This window comes from Rhizobium sp. CB3171, from assembly GCF_029714265.1.
GTDB lineage: Bacteria > Pseudomonadota > Alphaproteobacteria > Rhizobiales > Rhizobiaceae > Rhizobium.
In genome coordinates, this window is sequence record NZ_CP121653.1 from 2528156 (window position 1) to 2547181 (window position 19026).

The window sequence follows — 19026 nt, forward strand, 5'->3', positions numbered from 1 at the left end:
AGTTCGAAATCTTGGTTGCCTTGATCCTGCACAACACGCCGCTGCGGCGGTCATTTGACGCAAGGCGGTCGTAATCTAAGCATGGGCGTGTGGATGATGAACGTCCCAGACCGCCCACAGCGATACAGCGAAGATAAGCACGCCAAGAACGACATCTGTCCACATTGCACTCACGTTCGTGGCAAAACCCAGCAACCAGGGCGATGCGATAGACCACAGACCCAGCGCCATATTTGCCCATTCCTCCCATTCGGCGAATACCGAAAGTGCTGCGGTCGCCAGCACGCCAAGCATGACGGCAACAATCCAAGCGTTCCAGCTTGGCATTGCCTCACTTGTGAAGCCAAAGACCCACGGAGAAACGAACAGACATACCGCCAGGACTAAATTTGCCCAATCCTGCGTCCGTTTTCCTTTCATCAGAGCGATTGCCATGACAATCTCCTCCTTCTACTACCACGAAGCCGCGCCACGACTTCTTCTCCCGCAATTTTACACCTGATATACAAGTAATTTCAACGGGAATTAATTCGGGATAGCACGGCCAATACTTCCATCGTCACATTTGAAATTTCAGCTGTTGGATTGAATAAAGTACTTAGTGCCTATAATGCATCTGACCGCGCTGGCGCTGATGTCGCTGCTAGCCATCACGTTAGCGGTCCGGTGCGTCGTTTCGCTGGGCCGGTCTTCAGCGTCAGCGCCGGCAGCCTTGGACTTGCAAGTTTGCCGCATAAAGATCCTCGCCATTGAAAAGCATGATCGGCTGAATTGCTCATCTGATCCTCCCGCCTCACGTCACGATCAGCTTGGAGAGGGTGTTGTAGCCGAGCCGCAGGCCAGCACGCTCCTGGCTGTAATTGCTGACCACGTCGGCCTCCGATCTGATCGAGTGGATCGTCTGCATGCTCGCGAAGACGTCATCCTCGTGCTCGATATCGAGATTGCCCTGGTAGCCCGAGATGATGACGGCGCTGATGAATTTCGGCCAGTCGACTTCGCCCCAGCCCGGCGCGCGCGCCCGCCACCACCGGCGATCGAGGCCCTTTTTCGGTGCGAACGAGCGCCCGAGGATCCCGCTCCGGGCAAGAATCTTCCGGTCGATCTCCATGTCCTTGGCGTGAACATGGAATACCTTGCTCGCATAGTCCTTGATCGCCTGGCAGTAATCGATGCCCTGCCAGACGAGATGCGACGGGTCGAATTCGAGGCCGAGGCGATCGGAGGGAACGACGTCGAAGATCACGTCCCAGATTTCCGGGCTGTAGGCGATGTTGTTGCCCCTCATCGTCACGACGTTGATCATCGGGCAATTTTCGAGGGCGATCTTCACGTTCGATTTTTCGGCGAGATCGCAATAGCGGGAGAAAAGCTCCTTAAAAGCGGGGATGTTCTCCTCGACATTGAGCCGCGGGTCCTGGCCGGCAAAGGTCGCCACCACCTCGACGTCGAGACGAGAGGCGAGGTCCATGACCTTGGGCAGATAGGCTTGCGCCGCCTCGCGTTCATGATCGTCGGGATGCTGGTAGTTGGGATAATATCCGAGAGCCGAGATCTGGATGTTCTTGCTGTCGAGATCCTTGCGGATTTCCGCGAGCTGGGCGTCGGTTGTTGTGTTGGCGTCAAGGGCCGAACCCGGCCAGGCGGAGAGCTGCAGACTGGTGAAGCCGACCTCATGGGCGAACTCGGCAGTTTCCTTGGAATAGTTCGTGTAAAAACCGATTCTCACGGGAGTTGATCCTCTGGTTTGATGTCTTGGTGGAAAGCGAAAACGCTGCAGCTGTTTCCATGTGAAAGACCATCGCGCCGAACGTGAGTCCCGAGGAGGTGCAAAAAATGCTAACCAAAATGCATGAAATGCACCACACTGCGAAAAATGCATATGATATTTTTCGTCACCGCCTCCTTACAAAACCGTGGGTTCGATGCCTCGTAATTTGCCGCCGCTCACCGCCTTGAGGGCCTTCGACGCCGTCGCCCGACTCGGCAGTCTCCGCTCGGCCGCAGAAGATCTGTCGATCCACCACACTGTGGTCGGACGGCATGTCCGCAAACTCGAGAATTGGCTTGGAGTCAAACTGCTCGACAGCAACTTTGCGGAGACGCGTTTGACCGACGCCGGAAAAGAGTATCACGAGCGTATCGCAGTGGCTTTCGATCACATCGACAACGCGACGTTCATGCTTCGCCCGTTGGGTCACCAGCAACTGAAGCTGTGGTGCGGGCCGGGCCTCAACAAGTCGTGGCTAATGCCGCGAATTGAGGAGATCAACAGAGCCGCCCGGGTCAATGTCGTGCTCTTGCGGGCAACCGATCATCTTCCGGATTTCCGGCGCTTCGAAGCGGACGTCGCCGTCCATTACGGGCGGGAGTACATTGCCTACAGCAACTCCCTCGAATTATGCCGGCCAAGGCATATCGCCGTCGCAAGCCGTGACTTCTTGGAACGCTATCCAGTGAATGAACCGCGTGATCTGCTCTCGGCTCCTCTGCTTCACGAGCAGACCACTGACGCATGGGTGAGATGGCTCCACGCCAACGGCGTCAAGGCTCCTGCCACACTCAGCGGCCAGAAACTGGGCTACGCGCATATCGTCATCGAAGCCGCGGCGATCGGCCAGGGCGTGGCGCTTGCCAACGAAATCCTGGTCGCGCCCGAAATCGCGCAAGGCCGGCTGGTGGAAGCGGTAGCAACGGAAACCTACCTGGATTCCTATTATTTCTATGCCTCCAAGAGCCGCTGGAACGAGCCTGCCATCGCCCGCCTTCGCCAGTACCTCGTCGATAATCTCGGCGCTTGACGGGCCGCGACGCCTCATCGATCTGATGCCTTTGGCACTCCGCCGGGCGCGCAGGCGCTCCCGATGGATCCGGTCGGCTCGACGACGATGATGGCCAGCAGGCCGTCCTCGCAGATCGTCGTATTCGCAGGGCGGATGCCACAGGAGACCGCGTCCGTCTCGGCGCGGCATCTACTGCGGTCACGATGTTCGTGCAGATGCGCGAGGAAATGTTTCTGACGAACGCCCGCCGGACGGGCTCCTAGCTAGTTTCCGTCCACAAACATACGTATTTCGGCGCGTTTACAAGGGCTTGTGCTTGGAGGAGAGAGTAGTTTAGGGCGACCGACAGGATCATGGGCGCTTGTTGTTGGACAGTATACAGTTGGCGGCGCTGAGGCGTACGCCATGAAGGCCGGCATTGGTAGCGACGGCGTAATTCCAAAAGCTAGTCGGAGTTCAGGTCGGTTTGAGGCGGGTGAAGAGGACGAGGTTGTAAGCCACAACGGAGGACCAGACGTAGGTCTTGAAGTGGTCAAGGCCCCGCCAGGTGCAGCGTGCCAAGCCGTAGGCACGCTTGAGGCATGATATTCCGGCTTCGATACCGGCGCGGAAGTTGCGCAGCTTGCGATAGACCCAATTGCTTCTGACCATGTCCTCGACCTTGAGGCCAGCTTTTTTGTGGAATGCCATGTCGCGAACGCCCCAGGTCTTGGCTGTGGCCAGGTTGCCGCGACTGGCAAAGCCGCCGTCGGCCGCCGCCTGCCGCGGCGCGTGTCCATAGACGGCGATGTGGCGCTCCAGCATTGGCAGCAGCCGCTCGCTGTCGGGCGGATTACCCGCCTCGATCACGAGATCGAGGATCATGCCGCTTCTGCCGGTGGTCAGGTTGAGCTTGTGGCCGTATTCGGTCTCGCGGCTACCTTTGACGATGATATCGGCATGGGGTTCGAACAGGCTTACCAGCTTCTCGCCCGCCGGCAGCTTCTCTCCCGCCAGTACTCGCCGCTCGCTCTGTTTGATGATGCGTTCGATCAGCGGTCGATAGCGGCAAACCTGGGCCTGCCAGAGTTGGACGAGCGGATTGCTCGCCACGCCCAGTCGCTCGGTTGCCTGCTTCAGATATGCCAAGGTCGCGCGGGCGATCGCGATCAGCTCACGGTAGAGCCGGGCCCGATTGGGCTGACCGCGTGTGAACTGGATTTTGCGGGCACGCTTCTTGGCCGCGCGGCAATGATCGCGCCATGCCAGGCCGGCGCCGACCAAGGTATCTGCCTTCTTCAGCAGGCGCACCATGACCCGCACGGCATCCCACAGCAGGCTGCTGTCGCTCGGTTCGTGTATGAGTGCTGAGGTCACTGTACTGTCCAGCCGCACGACCGTGCCGTCCTCCAGCTTCGCCTGCCGAGCGCTCGACAGCAGCGCCCGATTGATCGCTTCCCAGGTCTCGGGTCGGATCGCGCTGATCGTCTTTTGCAGCACTGACTTTGCGGGCTCCATGACCACGGCAGACGCGCAAAGGCCCGAAACGATGCGGAGTCCTCGAGATGGAACGCCAGTTCCTGGTAGCTCAGCTGCCGGTATTGCTTGAGCAATGCGCAACGCAGCACTGCCTCGGCCGGCAGCCCTTGCCGTCCGGTGGGCTTGACACCGTGCCGACCCAGATCCCGACCCACCAAGCCAAACAGATCGTGATGCTCGTCCAGCCACTGCGACATCGCCTTCAGTTCGTGGCCGATCTCGTGCGTAGCGAAAACATCGAATATACTGGCTTGGACGGTGCGTTCTTGGCGCATTGTCGGCTCCGGCGGTTGCAGATTGTGCTTCGGAATCAGTGGCATGAGCCCAAAGTATACCTGAAACCGCCGGGCCTTACCCGCGCAAAATTCAGATTCACGTAATAATATCAATAAGTTGTCGTTTGTGGACGGAAACTAGCTAGGCACCGTAGCCCACAATTCCCTTTAGTTCGCAAAAGTCGTGGATAGCCCAGTCTGCATACTCTCTGCCGTTCCCCGACTGCTTGTAGCCGCCGAATGGCACCTGCAAGTCCCACGACGGGTAGTTGATCTGCACCTGCCCTACCCGAAGCCTGCGCGCGACAGACCTTGCGCACCCCGGACTGCCCTGCACGTATGCTGCGAGACCATAGACGGTGTCGTTTGCGATTCGGACCGCGTCATCCACATCGCGATACGGAATTATGCACAAGACCGGCCCGAAGATCTCCTCTCGTTCAATCGCCATCCCGGGACGGACGTTGCCGAAGACAGTCGGCTTGACAAAATATCCGCGACTAAGTCCCTTCGGACTCTCCGTTCCTCCGGCAGCCAGAGTTGCGCCCTCATCTATGCCAATCCGGATCAGCCCCTTGACCTTTTCGAACTGCAATTTACTGACAAGCGGCCCCATTTCTACACCTGGATCTTTAGGATCTCCGACGATTATCGAATTCGCAATATGCGCAGCAATCGCCAATGCTTCATCATGGCGGTCTGCCGGCACCAGCATGCGAGTGGGCGCATCACACGACTGACCAGTATTGCTAAAGCAGGATCTAGTGCCCTCAGCCACCGCTACAGCCAAGTCGGCGTCGGGCAAGACAATGTTGGCGGACTTGCCACCCAATTCCTGCGCCACCCTCTTTACAGTCTCGGCGGCCGTTTTTGCCACAATAATGCCTGCGCGGGTGGAACCGGTGAAGGACACCATATCAACATCAGGATGGCCTGACATAACTTGGCCAACATCAGGGCCATTGCCATTCACGAGGTTGAACACGCCTTTCGGGACGCCGGCGGCATGCATGACCTCGGCGAAAATCAATCCGCTGATTGGAGCGATCTCGCTGGGCTTGAGCACGACAGTACACCCCGCAGCCAGCGCCGGAGCGACTTTACAGACGATCTGGTTAAGCGGCCAGTTCCAAGGCGTGATCAACGCACATACGCCGATCGGCTCCCTTAGAACCATGCTCGAGCCGCGCCTCTCCTCAAAATGAAACTGCTCAAGCGCTTTGATTGTTGCGATCAGGTGTTGTTGCCCCGCCCATGTCTGAGCGCTTCGCGACCACGTGATCGGCGCTCCCAACTCGTTGGTAACAGCTTGCGCGATATCTTCGTACCGTTCATCGTAGGCGGCTAGAACCCTCTTAAGAAGATCAATACGATCGTCTCGTGTGGTCAGCGAAAATGATGGAAATGCGGCTTTTGCGGCCGCCACGGCGCGATATACATCGGCCTTGCTGCCAAGGGATATTTGCGACCATGCGGTTTCCGTCGCTGGGTTGATCACGTCTGATGGACTTGGAATTTCTGGGTCAATCCAGGCGCCATCGATGTAAAATTTGTGATAGTCGATCATCAATAGTCCTCATGTCTCATACAGCCGGGTCGTAAAGGCTTTCACTGCGAGAATAGTCTTCAACTGCAGAGCCTTTCTGACGTTCATCTCGCTTATTTGTAGTGTGCCGAGTTCCAGCGGTAGCGTCCGCCTGCAGCCCGGACAGTGGATTTGTCAGCCGCACCCTCAACCTAGCGCAAACTTTTATCAACGAGCGCCCTCGCTTTCGACGCAGCCCTATCCGCACTCCAACGAGACGAAGTGGAATGCACCGGCCACCTGCCCGGCCAGCTCTAGCGGCGAGAGCGCATGAGCGCCGCAGCTCGCCGGGGCACATGACGTGCCGAGCCCGGCGAGCATAAATCGCCTTCAGCTCTTCACAGCTCTCTCAACGGCATCCAGCGCGGGCTTGCCTTCGAATGTCGTCACGCCCTCGAGCCACGGCTTCACGACTTCCGGGTGCGCCTTTAGCCAGGCGCCGGCGGCTTCCTTGGGGTCCGCACCTTGGTTGAGGATGGCGCCCATGATCTCGTTCTCCATCGTAAGAGAGAACTTTAGATTCTGCAGAAAGCGGCTTGCATTGGGGCATTCCGCCATGAAACCCGAACGAATGTTGGTGTAAACTGTCGCGCCACCATAGTTCGGGCCGAAGGTCGCATCACCACCTGTAAGGTAGGCCATGTCGTATTTCGTGTTCATCGGATGCGGCTCCCATCCGAGGAAGACGATCCATCCGCCCTGTTTAGTCTGGCGATCGACTTGGGCGAGCATGCCTTGCTCCGAGGATTCGATCAGTTCCCACCCCTTGAGGCCGAACTCGTTCTTTTCGATCATAGACTGGATCATGTTATTGCCGGTGCTTCCCGCCTCAATGCCATAAATCTTGCGATCGAACTTGTCTGAGAAGTTTTGGAGGTCGGCAAAGTCCTTCACTCCGGCGTTAAATGCAGCCTTCGGAACCGCGAGCGTATATTTCGCGCCCTCGAGGTTAGGGCCAACAACGAAGATGGACTTGTCCTCGATGTAGGGCTTGCGATCCTGCACCATCGCGGGCTCCCAGTCACCGAGATAAACGTCGATCTCCTTGTTCTTCAGGCTGGCGTAGGTCACCGGAATTGAAAGCATGAGGCTTTTCGGCTGATAGCCGAGGGCCTCCAGGATGATCGACGAGATCGATGTCGTCGAGGTAATGTCCGTCCAGCCGACGTCGGAAAAGCGCACCTGTTTGCAGCTCTCCGGCTCGGCGGCCTGGGATATGGAAGGCACGATGGAAAGCAGGCTGACGCCCGCGGCTATTAGATATTTCAGCATTTCAGTTCCCTCTTTGTTGAGCTTAGGCATGCCCAGCGACGGGTAGCCGCGTCCGAGACCTCGTGGCTTCAGGCGACGTGCTTCTCGTCGAAGAAGAAGAGCGGACGTTCGGGCTTGAGGGCCGGATTCCCGCGGATGCTGTCGGCGGCCTTTTCGGCCATCATGATCACTGTGGCGTTAAGATTCGAGCTGATCACGTTCGGCATCGCCGACGCGTCCACGACCCGAAGTCCGTCCACACCCCTGACCTTGAGATCGGTGTCGACCACAGCGAGATCGTCGGTTCCCATCCGGCACGAGCAGCTAGGATGGAATTCCGTCTCACTCACGCTTTGGACGAAACGCAAAATGTCCTGCCGGGTATTCGCGGATGGGCCGGGACGCAGCTCTTTGCCAAGAAATTCACGGAACACGGATTGGTTGACGATATGGCGTGCCATCAATACGCCGTCGACGAGCTCTCGCTTATCCTTTTCAGTCTGCAGGAAATTGAAGACGATGTGTGGGGGCCTTGACGGATCGGTGCCTGCAAGTTCGATATGACCGCGCGCGTCCTGCCTGAGCTGGCTCACATGCATCTGGAAACCCTGCTCGAGCCGGATTGCATTGTCGACATATCGCATGGCCACGGGCGCGAAATGGTATTGTATGTTCGGAGCAGGCAGGCCGCCCTCCGTACGCACGAGCCCACCAGCCTCCCAGATGTTTGAAGCAACCGGGCCGCTTCTGTTGAGAAGCCAACGCGCACCGACGAACGCCTTGATGAGCGGATTGGCGAGGTGCTTCAGAGTGACAGCCTTGGGGCAGCTCCATTGCATCACCAAATCGATGTGGTCCTGGAGATTCTGGCCGACGCCGGGGACGTCGGCATGAACTTCGATGCCTGTGCGTCGAAGGGAATCAGCTGGACCAACGCCAGACAGCATGAGCAATTGCGGAGAGTTGATCGCTCCCCCGCTCAGGACGATCTCACGGTCCGCGCGGACAACGTACTGCCCACCGCCGTGGCGGACGACGATCGATCTCGCGCGCCCGGCTTCGATGACGACTTTCTCGACCAGCGCTTCGGTGACGATCGTCAGGTTCGGCCGCGTGGCTGCGGGATGGAGGTAGGCGACCGCAGCGGAGCAGCGGCGGCCGTTCCATTTCGTGCTGTCGTAGTGGCCCAGCCCTTCCGGCTTGTAGCCATTGAGGTCATCGGAGGTCCCGATACCGGCCTCGTCCCCAGCAGCAACGAATGCATCGTACAATATGCTGGCCGAGGAGCCCTTGCTGACGCCGAGTGGACCGGAGCCCCCGTGCCATGGATTCTCTCCGCGTTCGTTGCGTTCGGCCTTCTTGAAATAGGGGAGACAGTGGGCATAATCCCATTCTGGCAAACCGAACTCGCTCGCCCAGCGATCATAGTCGGACGGATGCCCCCTCAGATAGACCATTGAGTTGATTGACGAACTGCCACCGAGGACCTTGCCGCGCGGAACCGGGATTTCCCGGCCGTCCATCTCGGCTTCTGGCGCGCTCGCGTAGTTCCAGTTGAGCTTGGGGTCGTTCCAGACCTTGTAGACTCCGGCAGGCATGTGGATGAAAAGGTTACGGTCTCGAACGCCCGCTTCAAGCACCAAGACTTTAACGTTTGCATCGTCCGACAGGCGATTGGCGATCACGCAACCTGCGGAACCGGCGCCCACAACGATATAGTCGTAGGACTGCCGCAGCGGATGTTTCGAAGCGTTCGACATGTCATCACTCCGCGAAACCATTTCGTTGTCAGCCATGATAACAATCGTTATGTTGAAAGATAACAATTGTTATTTATATGCATAACAGTCGTTATGCATATGGTCAACTGGCAAACTGAATGATTATCGCTTTGCCTGCGGACGGCCGGGAAGTTATGCAAGGATCAGCAACAGAAACATTCGAGCAAGCCATGCTTCAGAAAAAGACGAACGCAAAGCCGCAGGACGGCGATCCGATAAAGCGGATCGTCGATGCCGTATGTGAAGTCATCGCCGACGAAGGCGTCGCGAATGTGAGCATGCGCAAGGTCGCGGACAAAGCCGGCGCGACGATCGGTTTGATCACCCATCACTTCCCCAATCGCGCAGCGATGGTACAGGCGGCCGTCGAGCATGCCTGGGATATGGCCAAGAAGGAAATTCGCTGGCCGACGACATTGGATCGCAACGAGATCACGGCTTCGCTCGAAGCCTTCCTTCCCCTCGACCCCTCGCGGCGTCGGCAGTTGTCTGTCTGGTTGGCTTTCTGGGCGCTCACACAAACTTCGCCGGAACTTCAGACCATTCACCGCAACATCCATACCTTCATGAGAGACAAGCATGTGAAGTGGATACGGCTACTTGGCCACTCGCTCAAAGACGCCCGCAGGATCGCCGACGCTTTGCTGGTACAGTGCGACGGCATTCTCGTTTATGCACTGCTGGATGAGAAATACTGGACGCCGGAACACCAACGCCTGATCGTTGCCGAGGCGGTCGATAAAGTGTTGAGCAGAACGGGATCATCCTAGTAACAAAAAACTCAAAGACGACCCAACCTCCTTGCGCCCGCGTCGGCAAGGCTGCGGGCTCAGGTTCGGATTTTGAAGCCAGAACGCCGTGTCACGGTTGTCTATGCGTAGACGTAGAGGGCAATGAAGAGCAGGTGGCCGTGATGAATGGCACCATGGCGGTCTCAACCGGCACTGGTCATGAACACGGGCAGACCTTGCCGGGCAGAAGACGGCTAATCCGAACAACAGGAGATCGTTCCGTCCGCCACTGGGGGCGGACGGAACGCGGTCAAGCGGCCTGGCTAGCGTGTTTCCTCGCCTGCGCGGTGCGAGGGTCGCAAAGAGGTTCACGGACGCCGACACGCAGGACGGCGGGATCGTAGCTCCTTCTCGCGAAAACCTCGTGGACCAACGACGCAAAGAACTCCAGAGGCAGCGTCTCGAAATCAGGATCGAAACTCGACTGGTCCCATTTTTCGCAAAAGTCCGCGCAATCGCCGAAATATTGATTGTCACGGTAAGAGTCTCGCTTGTTCGGGTTGGCCCCTACATGCTCCCCATAGTACAGGAGCTGGAAGTCCCCGTGCTTCTCGACGACCCAAGCGCACTGCTCCCTCACGAAGGGCCTGAGGATCGCCGCGGCATATTCGTCATGATTGTACGGCGCGAAAATGTCGCCGATATCATGTAGCAATGCGGACACGACCCAATCGATGTCGGCCCCATCCTTCCACGCTCGGGTTGCCGCCTGCAGCGAATGGCCCAAGCGGGTGATCTTGTACCCCGACAAAGACTTGTCGAGATCGGTCATTGCGGAGAGCAGCCGATCGGCGGTCCCGGCTGCGTACTCGACTTCGTGTTCGGTGAGAAAGGCGTAATCTTCGGCGTCGCCGTCCTTCATTTGGGTGAACTTGACTGTTTCCATTTGCAATCTCCTTGGCTGGATACCGCGTCAGCGGGCCAGCTCTATGTAAATCTCATCTTCCTCGACGTGGACGGGGAACGCCCGGGCACGCAGTTTCTCGTCGACTAGACACGTGCCTGACTTGATGTCGAACTCCCATCCGTGCCACGCGCAGCGGATGATCTGGCCGGCTCGGTCGTAGACGAACTCCATCCGGTCGGTCGACTTGGCCGTCCCGCAAACCGGACCCTCGCACAGCTGACCCGCGCGGTGCGGACAGACGTTCAGCATCGCGGCGTAGCCGTCTTCGATTTCGAAGATTCCGATGCTCAATTGTCCAACCTTGACGATCTTGGGACTTGACGGGCCGACATCCTCGATCCTGCAGGCGAATGCTCTGTTGGTCGCGCCGGACATCATGCGGCCCTCCCGAGGGAGTCCGGAGCTTTGATGCGCTTGTAGACTTCGAGCGCGTTCAGGCCGAGTATCTTCTCGCGCCAGGCGGGAGGAATGTGCAGGTTGGTCGGCGCGTCGAAATCCCAATGCGGGTAATCGGATGCGAAGAGTAGCGTGTTCTGGCCGTCCATCTGCTCCAGCGTGTCCCATAGCTGCTTCACATTGGCGGGCTGCTCGAGCGGCTGCGTGCTGAATCGGATGTTCCGGCGGCAGTATTCCGACGGGAGCATCTTAAGCCATGGCGTCTCCTTCCTGAGCGCCTTGAAATTGGCATCGAGCCTCCACATCAGCGAGGGCACCCAACAGACGCCGCATTCGATGACGATGAAGTATAGATCGGGATATTTCTCGAAGACGCCATTGGAGATCATGCTCGCGACGTGAGTCATCGCCGGCTGGCTGAGCAGTGCGTGGGTCTCCCAGTAAAAGGAGGTCGGGCCGCTCGCGATGGCGTTGTGGTTGACGCCGCCCTGTCCTCCGAGGTGAATGGCGAAGGGCAGGCCCATCTCGACGCAGGCCTCGAAGATTGGGTGGTAGAACGGATCGCCGTACGGACGTTGCGACCCATGGCTCGCAAGCACCTGCACGATATCGGGGTGATGGCCCACACGGCGGATTTCCGTGGCTGCACCGTGCGGATCGGTCGGCGAGATGACGATCGACCCCTTGAACCTGGAGTCCTTAGGAAGCCACCAGTCGATCATGTAATCGTTGTAGGCTTTCACAAGGGCGTTCGCGTAGTGGGCGTTGGCGAGGGTCGACGCCTCTAGCGGCTCGTCGGATGTCAGGATGGCGACATCAATCCCGTAATGGTCGAGGTGTTTTTCCTTCATGACCAAGTAGTTGTCTTCTTCGGACTCCGGCTTGATGTCATGCCGCGAGAAGCCCTCGGGGTGCAGCCATGGCCGATGTCCGTGCGGGAAGCTTCCCGTCGGCCCCGGCTTCTCACCGCGGACCAGGAAATCTTGCCAATACGGTTCGAGATACGGCAAAAGCACTTCGGCCGTGGACCAATAATTGTGAACGTCTGTGTCTACTATGAACATCCAGTGCACCTCCAGAGGATCGCTTCAGCAACCCATTGAGGATGCATGGTTCCCTCAGCCGCGGCTACGCGCCTTGGGGGGCGACTTTAATCGAAAAAGTCGATGACGGATTGCCTATCCGCCGATGTCCGGCACAAAGTGGCAAGGCTGACGAACACTTGAGGATGACATGCAGATCGAACTGCTCGACACGTTTCTGGATTTGATTGAAACGCGCAGCTTCAACAAGACTGCCGATAGGCTCGGCATTACCCAGTCGACGGTGTCGAGCCGGATACGAGCCCTCGAGGGACTGCTCGAGAAGCAGCTGTTCATCCGAAACAAAAGCGGCACCGAACCGACCGCGGCTGGTATCCGCTTCGAAGCGCACGCCAAGGCCGTCAAGCTGCGTTGGCTTGACGCTCGACGGGAAATCCAGGCGGTGGGTAAGTTCGATCGCCTGATCCGCATCGGTATTCACGCCGAGATTTTCGAGGATCTCCTAACCAAATGGCTGGACTGGGCGCAGACTGCGATGCCGAAGTTAGCCATATATATCGAGATCGATTATTCCAACCAAATGATCCTGGACCTTACGACGGGAAGCCTGGACCTGGCGGTGCTTTACTCTCCTCAGCATTTTCCAGACATGCATTATGAGCAAGTGGCGGAGGAACGCTTCCTCATGGTGAGTACGCGCCGAGTCTCTCTCGCCGACGTCAAAACTTCCGACTACATTAGAGCGAACTATTCTCCGGTGTTCGACCAAGCACATCGGCAGATGCTGCCTGAACTCGACTCAAGTCGCGTTTCCATAGGCCACGGCAGCGCCCTCACAACGCTGCTGAGAAGTCGCGGCGGCACTGCGTTCGTGACCGCTTCAGTGGCCTCGAAACTGCAGAAAGAGGGCGTCGTTGAACTCGTATCGGACGCGCCCATAATCTCCCATCCCATCTATTCTGCTGTCCACGTGCGGAATTGTCATTCGCACACTCACCTCAAGTTGCTGAAGGCATTGAAGATCCTCGCGGCAGGCTCCCCGGCCGGCGACGGCCAACTCGCTGCAACGAAGTAAACGCTCTAAATGCGGAGGGTTCCCGCGATCACGCTTCGATCGAAACCGCGCCGATTGGCCGACTGCAACAGGCCAGGGCGTACCCCTCGGCCTTCTCCTGTTCCGTAATGCCCCCGAGGTCGTCCATCCTCACTTTACCTTCCGTCACGCGGACGCGGCAGCTACCGCAGACGCCCTGCCGACAAGAGCTATTAATCCAGACCCCCGCGTTCATCGCCGTCTCCAGCAGTGTTTCACCCGCCGCGCAGTCGAGGGTGGCACCTGTTAGGGTAAAATTGACCTGCCCGCCCTGCTTGTCGTTTTCGGGAATCGCGATCCTTTCACCGAAGCTTTCCTGGTTGATGGCTACGACATCAAGCTCGGAAAAGATGGAGCGCGCCGCCCGCATGAAGCCTTCAGGACCGCACATGAAGACTTCCCGCCCGCGGAGGTCGGGAACGAGTGAGCGGAGGAGCGCGGCGCTAATTTCTCCTGTTGAGCCGGAAAAGGAGTCATCGTTCAGATCGTCGCCGACGACGAGGTGCATGCTGACGTTCTTGAACCGTCGGGCGACGAAATCGAGATGGTCCCGGAAGATGACGTCGTGCGGAGTTCGCGCAAAGTGGACAAACGCGATGTCCACCGGATCGGCCGTGTCGTTGAGGAACTGAAGCATGGACATGACTGGAGTGATCCCGGAGCCGCCCGACAGAAAGAGTGGCCTTTCAAACGGGCGGTCAATGATGTTGAAATCACCCGCGATATCCATGATATCCAACCTCATTCCGGGACGGGCGTGATCGTTCAGCCAATTCGAGACCAGGCCGCCCGGCACTCTCTTCACCGTGATCGAGACATTGTGTGGCCGCGTCGGGGCAGAGGAGACGGAGTAAGCTCGGTAATGGGCTTTCCCCTCGATCTCGAACCTGCACAAAGCATACTGGCCGGGTTTGAAGTCGAAGGCGCGGTTCAAAGCGTCTTCGAAGACGAAGGTTTTTGCATCATGGGTTTCGGTGATCACTGCTTTGCATATCAGGTTCGCCGGACCGCCCTGGTATCGAGGCTGCTTATTGGCGGTGAAAACATCATACCGGAATGGCGATTTCGTGAGCATCAGACATTCTCCCTGTCGATGTCTCCATCTATATCAAACCCTCTCCAGCCCGGTTATTCCGCGGGAGGGCTGTGTAGATCGCGAAATCCGATCACACCAATATGCCGAGTCAATCTCGTGCGTCGTTTCCTGGAATATCAAGGCCGTTGCATTGCCTTCCGGGCCGATTGCTGGCGTGCGGCAAACGCAGCCCTACGAGTAGATGGTAGGGGTCCTATTGGCGATTATCACCGGCGAGATGAGAGTTCTAATGTTGCCCTGGCGGGAGAGCTGGTCATTCGCCGGACGGCGCAAAACTTCAGCACTCAAGTTCGCTTAGGGCCGGCCGAAAGAGGAGGTCCTATCCTCTTGATGGGAATCGAAGTGAGGACGACGTCATTCCGACCGCGACTCTCACTCTGCGGTCCAGCCTCCGTCGACCATTAGCGCAGTCCCGGTTACCATTGAAGACGCATCGGACGCCAGATAAAGAACAGCGGCCATAACGTCCTCGACCTTGCCAATTCTCCCGAGCTTGATCTTCTCGTTGATCCACTTGATCCGCTCCGGGTTTGCGAACGTCTCCTCGGTGAGCGGCGTTCGAATGAACGTTGGGCACACTGTATTGACGCGTATGCCGTGCTGAGCCCATTCGATCGCCATCGATTTGGTAAAACCCTCAACCGCGTGCTTCGTTGCGCTATAGACCGCCCGGTCAACACCGCCCACATGCGCCATCTGGGAAGAAATCGTGATCAAGGATCCGGGCTTGCCGCACGTGATGAGACCTTTGGCGACGGCCTGCGCGAGGAAGTAAGCCCCTCTGACGTTGATCGAGAACACGGTATCGAAATCTCGCGCCGTTGTTTCCAATGCAGGCCCATGAATAGCCAAACCCGCGCTATTGACGAGAACATCGAACGGCCCCCTGGCGGAGACAGTCTCCAATAGGGTTCCAACATCCGTAATGTCGAGCGGAACTGCGTCCGCAGCAAATCCCGCCGCGCTGATCGAATCTGCGGCTTCCTGGAGCTTCGGCGACTGGCGGGCCGCCAGGGAAACGGCCGCGCCAGCTTCGGCAAGCGCAACCGCTGCCGCAAATCCGATACCGGACGAGGCTCCGACAACCAGAGCCCGTTTGCCATCAAGGCGGAACGAGGGGGTTCGGGGAAGCATCATGCTCATAAGGTCACCATCTCGAGTTCAAGTGTTTACTCCGCTGCAGCTCCGTAAGGGACGTTGCGGCCACCATAGCGTCGAACACGAACATTCGCCTGCTCCGCATGGCCGACGAAACCCTCGAGCATGCACAGCCGCGAGCAATAGGCGCCAATGTCAGCGGCGGCCTGGTCAGTAACCACCTTCTGATACGAGTGCGTCTTGAGGAACTTCCCAACCCAAAGACCGCCGGTATAGCGCCCAGCTTTCTTGGTCGGCAGAGTATGGTTCGTGCCAATGACCTTGTCCCCGTTCGCGACATTTGTCCTCGGACCAAGGAACAACGCGCCGTAGGAGTGCATGTTCTGAAGGAACCAGTCGTCGCGATCCGTCATGACTTGCACGTGCTCGGAGGCTATGTCGTTGGCGACATCCAGCATCTCCTCGTATGTATCGCAAACGATGATTTCGCCATAATCGCGCCAGGATGCCGAGGCGGTCTCGGTGGTCGGCAGGATTTTCAGGATACGATCGATCTCCGACAGAGTTCCCCGCGCGAGCTTCTCCGAGTTGGTGACCAGAACCGCAGGCGAATTGTAGCCGTGCTCTGCCTGCCCGAGAAGATCGGTGGCGCAGATCTCGGCATCGACAGTCTCGTCGGCAATCACCATTGTCTCCGTCGGCCCGGCGAAAAGGTCGATGCCGACCCGACCGTACAACTGCCGTTTCGCCTCGGCGACGAACGCATTCCCAGGCCCAACCAGCATGTCGACGGGCTTGATCGTCTGTGTTCCGAGCGCCATCGCCCCGATTGCCTGCATGCCGCCGAGAACATAGATCTCGTGCGCACCGCCCTTATGCATCGCTGCGATGATGGCTGGATGAGGTTCACCTTTCTGGGCTGGCGCAGCAGCAACGATACGAGGCACACCGGCAACCGAGGCAGTTAGCACGGACATATGAGCCGAAGCGACCATCGGGAACTTGCCGCCCGGGACATAGCAGCCGACCGATTGGACGGGGATGTTGCGGTGGCCGAGGATGACGCCGGGGTACGTTTCCACCTCAACGTCCTTCATCGAATCCCGCTGAACCTGCGCGAACTTGCGGATCTGAGCCTGGGCGAACTCGATATCGGCCATGTCCCGTGTGGAGACCTTGTTGATGGCCGCCTCTATTTCAGACGTCGAAAGAAGGAAGGAAGGCGGCGAATACTTGTCGAACTTTTCGGAAAGCTCGCGCACAGCGGCATCGCCCCGCGCCTCGATATCCTTCAGGGTAGCTTCGACAACTGCCCGAACCTTCGCATCGTCCTCGGCGCGATCGGCGGCAGGCTTGCCTGTCTTCAGGTGGCGAATGGTCATGGGTGAACCTCCTAGAAAATTGGTTGGCTGGCGCGACCGCGCTCGAACTGTTGCAGATGGGAATCCAAGCTCCTTGCTACGGAATTCCATGTGAGATCCGGATCTGGTCCGGATCGAAATGTCAGGCGTCCAAGTCGAGGCGGACGACAGTTCCTTCCTTCAGCGATTTCCGCGCAGCGTCGGCGAGCAGCACCGCCTTGCGGCCGCTCTGGAAGTCGGACTCGATCTTCCGCTCGTTTGACACCGCGTCGATGAAGTAATCGAGTTCCGTCGCGTAGGTCGGCAGATAGCGTTCCATGAATCCCGGTAACAGCGTATCGCGTGCATTCGTGGCGGCGGCGCCGAACCGCTCGATCCCCGTCTTGAGCAGATTGGCAGAGGTCACCATGCCCTTTGATCCGAAGACCTCGACGCGCTGGTCGTAGCCATAGGTTGCCCGACGACTGCAATCGATGCGGCAAAAAGCGCCGTTGGCAAACCGGATCAGAACCTGCGCAGTGTCGGTATCACCCGCCTCCCCGATTGCCGGATCGACCAGATTGCTCCCCATGGCGCATATCTCGAGTGAACCCTTCGGCTCAGCGAGCCACAGGGCCATGTCGAAGTCATGGATCATCTGATCGTGGAACTGGCCGCCGGAAACCTTGATGTAGGATGCGGGTGGCGGAGATGGATCGCGGCTGACGATCGTGATGACCTCGACCTGGCCGACCTCTCCTCCGGCAACGGCCTTCCTCACGGCCATGTGCGTAGCGTCGAAGCGCCGTTGGAATCCGATCATGATCGGGACGTTGAGGCCGCTGATCTGCTGCGCGCAGTAATCGACCCGGGCGATATCGAGATCAATCGGCTTTTCGCAGAGGACAGCTTTGCCGGCTTTTGCAGCGTCGACTATCAGGTCTACGTGAGTGTTGGTCGCGGATGCGATGATGACCGCGTCGACGGCCGGATCGTTCAAAGCCACGCGGGGATTATCGGTGGCCTTCGCACCGTAACGAGCCGCAAGCGCTTGGGCGCGACTCAAGTCGACATCAACCACATACTCGAGCACGGCATTCTCGTTGGCCGCGACATTCGCGATGTGCTGCGCGCCCATGCGGCCGGCACCGAAAACACAGAACTTCATCGTCTCATTCCTTCGTTTAAAAAGACCAATTCATAGAGCGGCAAGGCGTTGGGGAACGCCTGGGACCTTGACCTGGACCGCGAAAAGCCCGCCGGCGAGGGGTGCTGCCTCCAGTTCATCGTCGGTGTGCATAACGCGTAATGTTGTCGCGTAGAGGGTTCGTCCGTCCTTGCCACCAAGCGTCACGCAGGTCGGCCCCTTGGTCGGCAGTTTCACCGTCTCCTGGACCTGACCGTCCTGACCGATCCGCGCAAGGCAGCCGCCCCACACCCGGGCACTCCAATACGACCCTTCGGAATCGACCACAGCTCCATCCGGCCGGCCATCCGCGACGTCGAGATTGGCCAGGGGAGCAAGCTCCCTCAAGTTCGTCCAACCCGAACTTCTGATCTCGAAGCGGCGAATGGTTCCCTCGGCCGTGTCGGCGAAATACATGACGTCCCCCGAGGGCGAGAACGCGATCCCGTTGCTGATCGTGATCCCTTCGAGCAGTTTCGTGATCTCGCCTGTCGGAGCGCAGCGATAAAGAGCAGCGGCTGGCTTGCGGTCCCGCTCGTCGAACGTTCCGAACACGACGCCGCCGAAAGGATCGACAGCCGCGTCATTGACGCGGGTCTGCGGAAGCCCCTCCTCGATGACGGAGACTGTCTCGAAGTTCCTGAATCCCGCATCGCCGATCACTACACGGGTTGCGAGCCCGAGAACAAAGCCCGAATGCTTCCGAGGCAGAATGAATCCTGCCCGCTCCGGAAGCGGAAAAACCGTCACTGCGCCATCAGCGCCGAGCTTGTAGATTCTACTCTCGGCGATATCCGTCCAGTAGACACTTCGGTCGCGAGGGTCCCAAACGCAACCCTCGCCAAGCGTGTTCTTGCAATCGACGACGCAGGACGCTTCCATC

General features: G+C 58.5%; 16 protein-coding genes and 1 pseudogene. 3 read left to right on the top strand and 14 right to left on the bottom strand.

Annotated elements, in window-relative coordinates:
* Positions 1 to 75: 75 nt before the first annotated feature.
* Together QA648_RS30670 and QA648_RS30675 are read right to left on the bottom strand one after the other, a co-directional pair.
* Positions 76 to 435: an SPW repeat protein gene (locus tag QA648_RS30670; protein WP_104827720.1), complete on the bottom strand. Its 360-nt coding sequence runs from the start codon at positions 433 to 435 to the stop codon at positions 76 to 78.
* Positions 436 to 793: 358 nt separating this feature from the next.
* Complete coding sequence (locus QA648_RS30675; protein ID WP_158704614.1) at positions 794 to 1729, bottom strand: sugar phosphate isomerase/epimerase; 936 nt, start codon at positions 1727 to 1729, stop codon at positions 794 to 796.
* A 196-nt stretch (positions 1730 to 1925) separates the two neighbouring features.
* Here QA648_RS30675 and QA648_RS30680 point away from each other — a divergent pair, with 196 nt between their 5' ends.
* Positions 1926 to 2801, top strand: a complete 876-nt coding sequence (locus QA648_RS30680) for a LysR substrate-binding domain-containing protein (protein WP_283052699.1) — start codon at positions 1926 to 1928, stop codon at positions 2799 to 2801.
* 438 nt (positions 2802 to 3239) lie between these two features.
* Here QA648_RS30680 and QA648_RS30685 read toward each other — a convergent pair.
* The 4 genes and pseudogenes from QA648_RS30685 to QA648_RS30700 form a co-directional block, all read right to left on the bottom strand.
* Positions 3240 to 4576, bottom strand: a pseudogene (locus QA648_RS30685) (ISNCY family transposase).
* A gap of 142 nt (positions 4577 to 4718) precedes the next feature.
* Entirely contained in the window at positions 4719 to 6143 is a 1425-nt protein-coding gene (locus QA648_RS30690) for an aldehyde dehydrogenase family protein (protein WP_283052701.1), read from the bottom strand.
* A 348-nt stretch (positions 6144 to 6491) separates the two neighbouring features.
* On the bottom strand, positions 6492 to 7433 hold the full coding sequence (locus QA648_RS30695; RefSeq protein ID WP_104827724.1) for a choline ABC transporter substrate-binding protein: 942 nt from the start codon (positions 7431 to 7433) through the stop codon (positions 6492 to 6494).
* Positions 7434 to 7501: 68 nt separating this feature from the next.
* Complete coding sequence (locus QA648_RS30700) at positions 7502 to 9172, bottom strand: choline dehydrogenase (RefSeq protein WP_283052703.1); 1671 nt, start codon at positions 9170 to 9172, stop codon at positions 7502 to 7504.
* A gap of 191 nt (positions 9173 to 9363) precedes the next feature.
* Between QA648_RS30700 and QA648_RS30705 the strand changes: the two genes are divergently transcribed.
* The gene (locus tag QA648_RS30705) at positions 9364 to 9963 is read left to right on the top strand and encodes a TetR family transcriptional regulator C-terminal domain-containing protein (protein ID WP_158704615.1); all 600 of its coding nucleotides are present in this window, start codon (positions 9364 to 9366) and stop codon (positions 9961 to 9963) included.
* A 271-nt stretch (positions 9964 to 10234) separates the two neighbouring features.
* Here QA648_RS30705 and QA648_RS30710 read toward each other — a convergent pair whose 3' ends face one another.
* The 3 genes from QA648_RS30710 to QA648_RS30720 are packed head-to-tail and all read right to left on the bottom strand — an operon-like array spanning position 10235 to position 12351.
* Complete coding sequence (locus QA648_RS30710) at positions 10235 to 10870, bottom strand: HD domain-containing protein (protein ID WP_104827727.1); 636 nt, start codon at positions 10868 to 10870, stop codon at positions 10235 to 10237.
* A gap of 27 nt (positions 10871 to 10897) precedes the next feature.
* Positions 10898 to 11269 (bottom strand): Rieske (2Fe-2S) protein, encoded by a 372-nt coding sequence (locus QA648_RS30715; protein ID WP_283052706.1) that lies wholly within the window; start codon positions 11267 to 11269, stop codon positions 10898 to 10900.
* Positions 11266 to 12351, bottom strand: coding sequence for an amidohydrolase family protein (locus QA648_RS30720; RefSeq protein ID WP_104827729.1), 1086 nt, complete (start codon positions 12349 to 12351; stop codon positions 11266 to 11268). The genes QA648_RS30715 and QA648_RS30720 overlap by 4 nt, the downstream gene beginning before the upstream one ends.
* Positions 12352 to 12520: 169 nt before the next feature.
* Here QA648_RS30720 and QA648_RS30725 point away from each other — a divergent pair, with 169 nt between their 5' ends.
* A complete protein-coding gene (locus QA648_RS30725) occupies positions 12521 to 13405 on the top strand; it encodes a LysR family transcriptional regulator (RefSeq protein WP_283052708.1) in 885 nt (294 codons plus the stop codon).
* A 28-nt stretch (positions 13406 to 13433) separates the two neighbouring features.
* On the opposite strand, the gene QA648_RS30730 is transcribed toward QA648_RS30725, so the two are convergent.
* From QA648_RS30730 to QA648_RS30750, 5 genes are all read right to left on the bottom strand, one after another.
* Positions 13434 to 14498 carry a hybrid-cluster NAD(P)-dependent oxidoreductase gene (locus QA648_RS30730; RefSeq protein ID WP_283052710.1) on the bottom strand — a complete coding sequence of 355 codons (1065 nt, stop codon included), beginning with the start codon at positions 14496 to 14498 and terminating at the stop codon, positions 13434 to 13436.
* Between the two features lie 393 nt (positions 14499 to 14891).
* Positions 14892 to 15656, bottom strand: coding sequence for an SDR family oxidoreductase (locus QA648_RS30735; RefSeq protein WP_283054314.1), 765 nt, complete (start codon positions 15654 to 15656; stop codon positions 14892 to 14894).
* A 32-nt stretch (positions 15657 to 15688) separates the two neighbouring features.
* Entirely contained in the window at positions 15689 to 16999 is a 1311-nt protein-coding gene (gene hisD / locus QA648_RS30740) for a histidinol dehydrogenase (protein ID WP_283052712.1), read from the bottom strand.
* 121 nt (positions 17000 to 17120) lie between these two features.
* On the bottom strand, positions 17121 to 18125 hold the full coding sequence (gene iolG, locus QA648_RS30745) for an inositol 2-dehydrogenase (protein ID WP_283052714.1): 1005 nt from the start codon (positions 18123 to 18125) through the stop codon (positions 17121 to 17123).
* Between the two features lie 30 nt (positions 18126 to 18155).
* Positions 18156 to 19025 (bottom strand): SMP-30/gluconolactonase/LRE family protein, encoded by an 870-nt coding sequence (locus QA648_RS30750; protein ID WP_104827734.1) that lies wholly within the window; start codon positions 19023 to 19025, stop codon positions 18156 to 18158.
* Position 19026 lies beyond the last annotated feature (1 nt).

What these genes read in the sequence shown, in the direction of transcription:
- QA648_RS30670 (WP_104827720.1), bottom strand. Translation starts at nt 435, where the DNA reads ATGGCAATCGCTCTGATGAAAGGAAAACGGACGCAGGATTGGGCAAAT.
- QA648_RS30680 (WP_283052699.1), top strand. Translation starts at nt 1,926, where the DNA reads ATGCCTCGTAATTTGCCGCCGCTCACCGCCTTGAGGGCCTTCGACGCC.
- QA648_RS30690 (WP_283052701.1), bottom strand. Translation starts at nt 6,143, where the DNA reads ATGATCGACTATCACAAATTTTACATCGATGGCGCCTGGATTGACCCA.
- QA648_RS30695 (WP_104827724.1), bottom strand. Translation starts at nt 7,433, where the DNA reads ATGCTGAAATATCTAATAGCCGCGGGCGTCAGCCTGCTTTCCATCGTG.
- QA648_RS30700 (WP_283052703.1), bottom strand. Translation starts at nt 9,172, where the DNA reads ATGTCGAACGCTTCGAAACATCCGCTGCGGCAGTCCTACGACTATATC.
- QA648_RS30705 (WP_158704615.1), top strand. Translation starts at nt 9,364, where the DNA reads ATGCTTCAGAAAAAGACGAACGCAAAGCCGCAGGACGGCGATCCGATA.
- QA648_RS30710 (WP_104827727.1), bottom strand. Translation starts at nt 10,870, where the DNA reads ATGGAAACAGTCAAGTTCACCCAAATGAAGGACGGCGACGCCGAAGAT.
- QA648_RS30715 (WP_283052706.1), bottom strand. Translation starts at nt 11,269, where the DNA reads ATGATGTCCGGCGCGACCAACAGAGCATTCGCCTGCAGGATCGAGGAT.
- QA648_RS30720 (WP_104827729.1), bottom strand. Translation starts at nt 12,351, where the DNA reads ATGTTCATAGTAGACACAGACGTTCACAATTATTGGTCCACGGCCGAA.
- QA648_RS30725 (WP_283052708.1), top strand. Translation starts at nt 12,521, where the DNA reads ATGCAGATCGAACTGCTCGACACGTTTCTGGATTTGATTGAAACGCGC.
- QA648_RS30730 (WP_283052710.1), bottom strand. Translation starts at nt 14,498, where the DNA reads ATGCTCACGAAATCGCCATTCCGGTATGATGTTTTCACCGCCAATAAG.
- QA648_RS30735 (WP_283054314.1), bottom strand. Translation starts at nt 15,656, where the DNA reads ATGATGCTTCCCCGAACCCCCTCGTTCCGCCTTGATGGCAAACGGGCT.
- hisD (WP_283052712.1), bottom strand. Translation starts at nt 16,999, where the DNA reads ATGACCATTCGCCACCTGAAGACAGGCAAGCCTGCCGCCGATCGCGCC.
- iolG (WP_283052714.1), bottom strand. Translation starts at nt 18,125, where the DNA reads ATGAAGTTCTGTGTTTTCGGTGCCGGCCGCATGGGCGCGCAGCACATC.
- QA648_RS30750 (WP_104827734.1), bottom strand. Translation starts at nt 19,025, where the DNA reads ATGGAAGCGTCCTGCGTCGTCGATTGCAAGAACACGCTTGGCGAGGGT.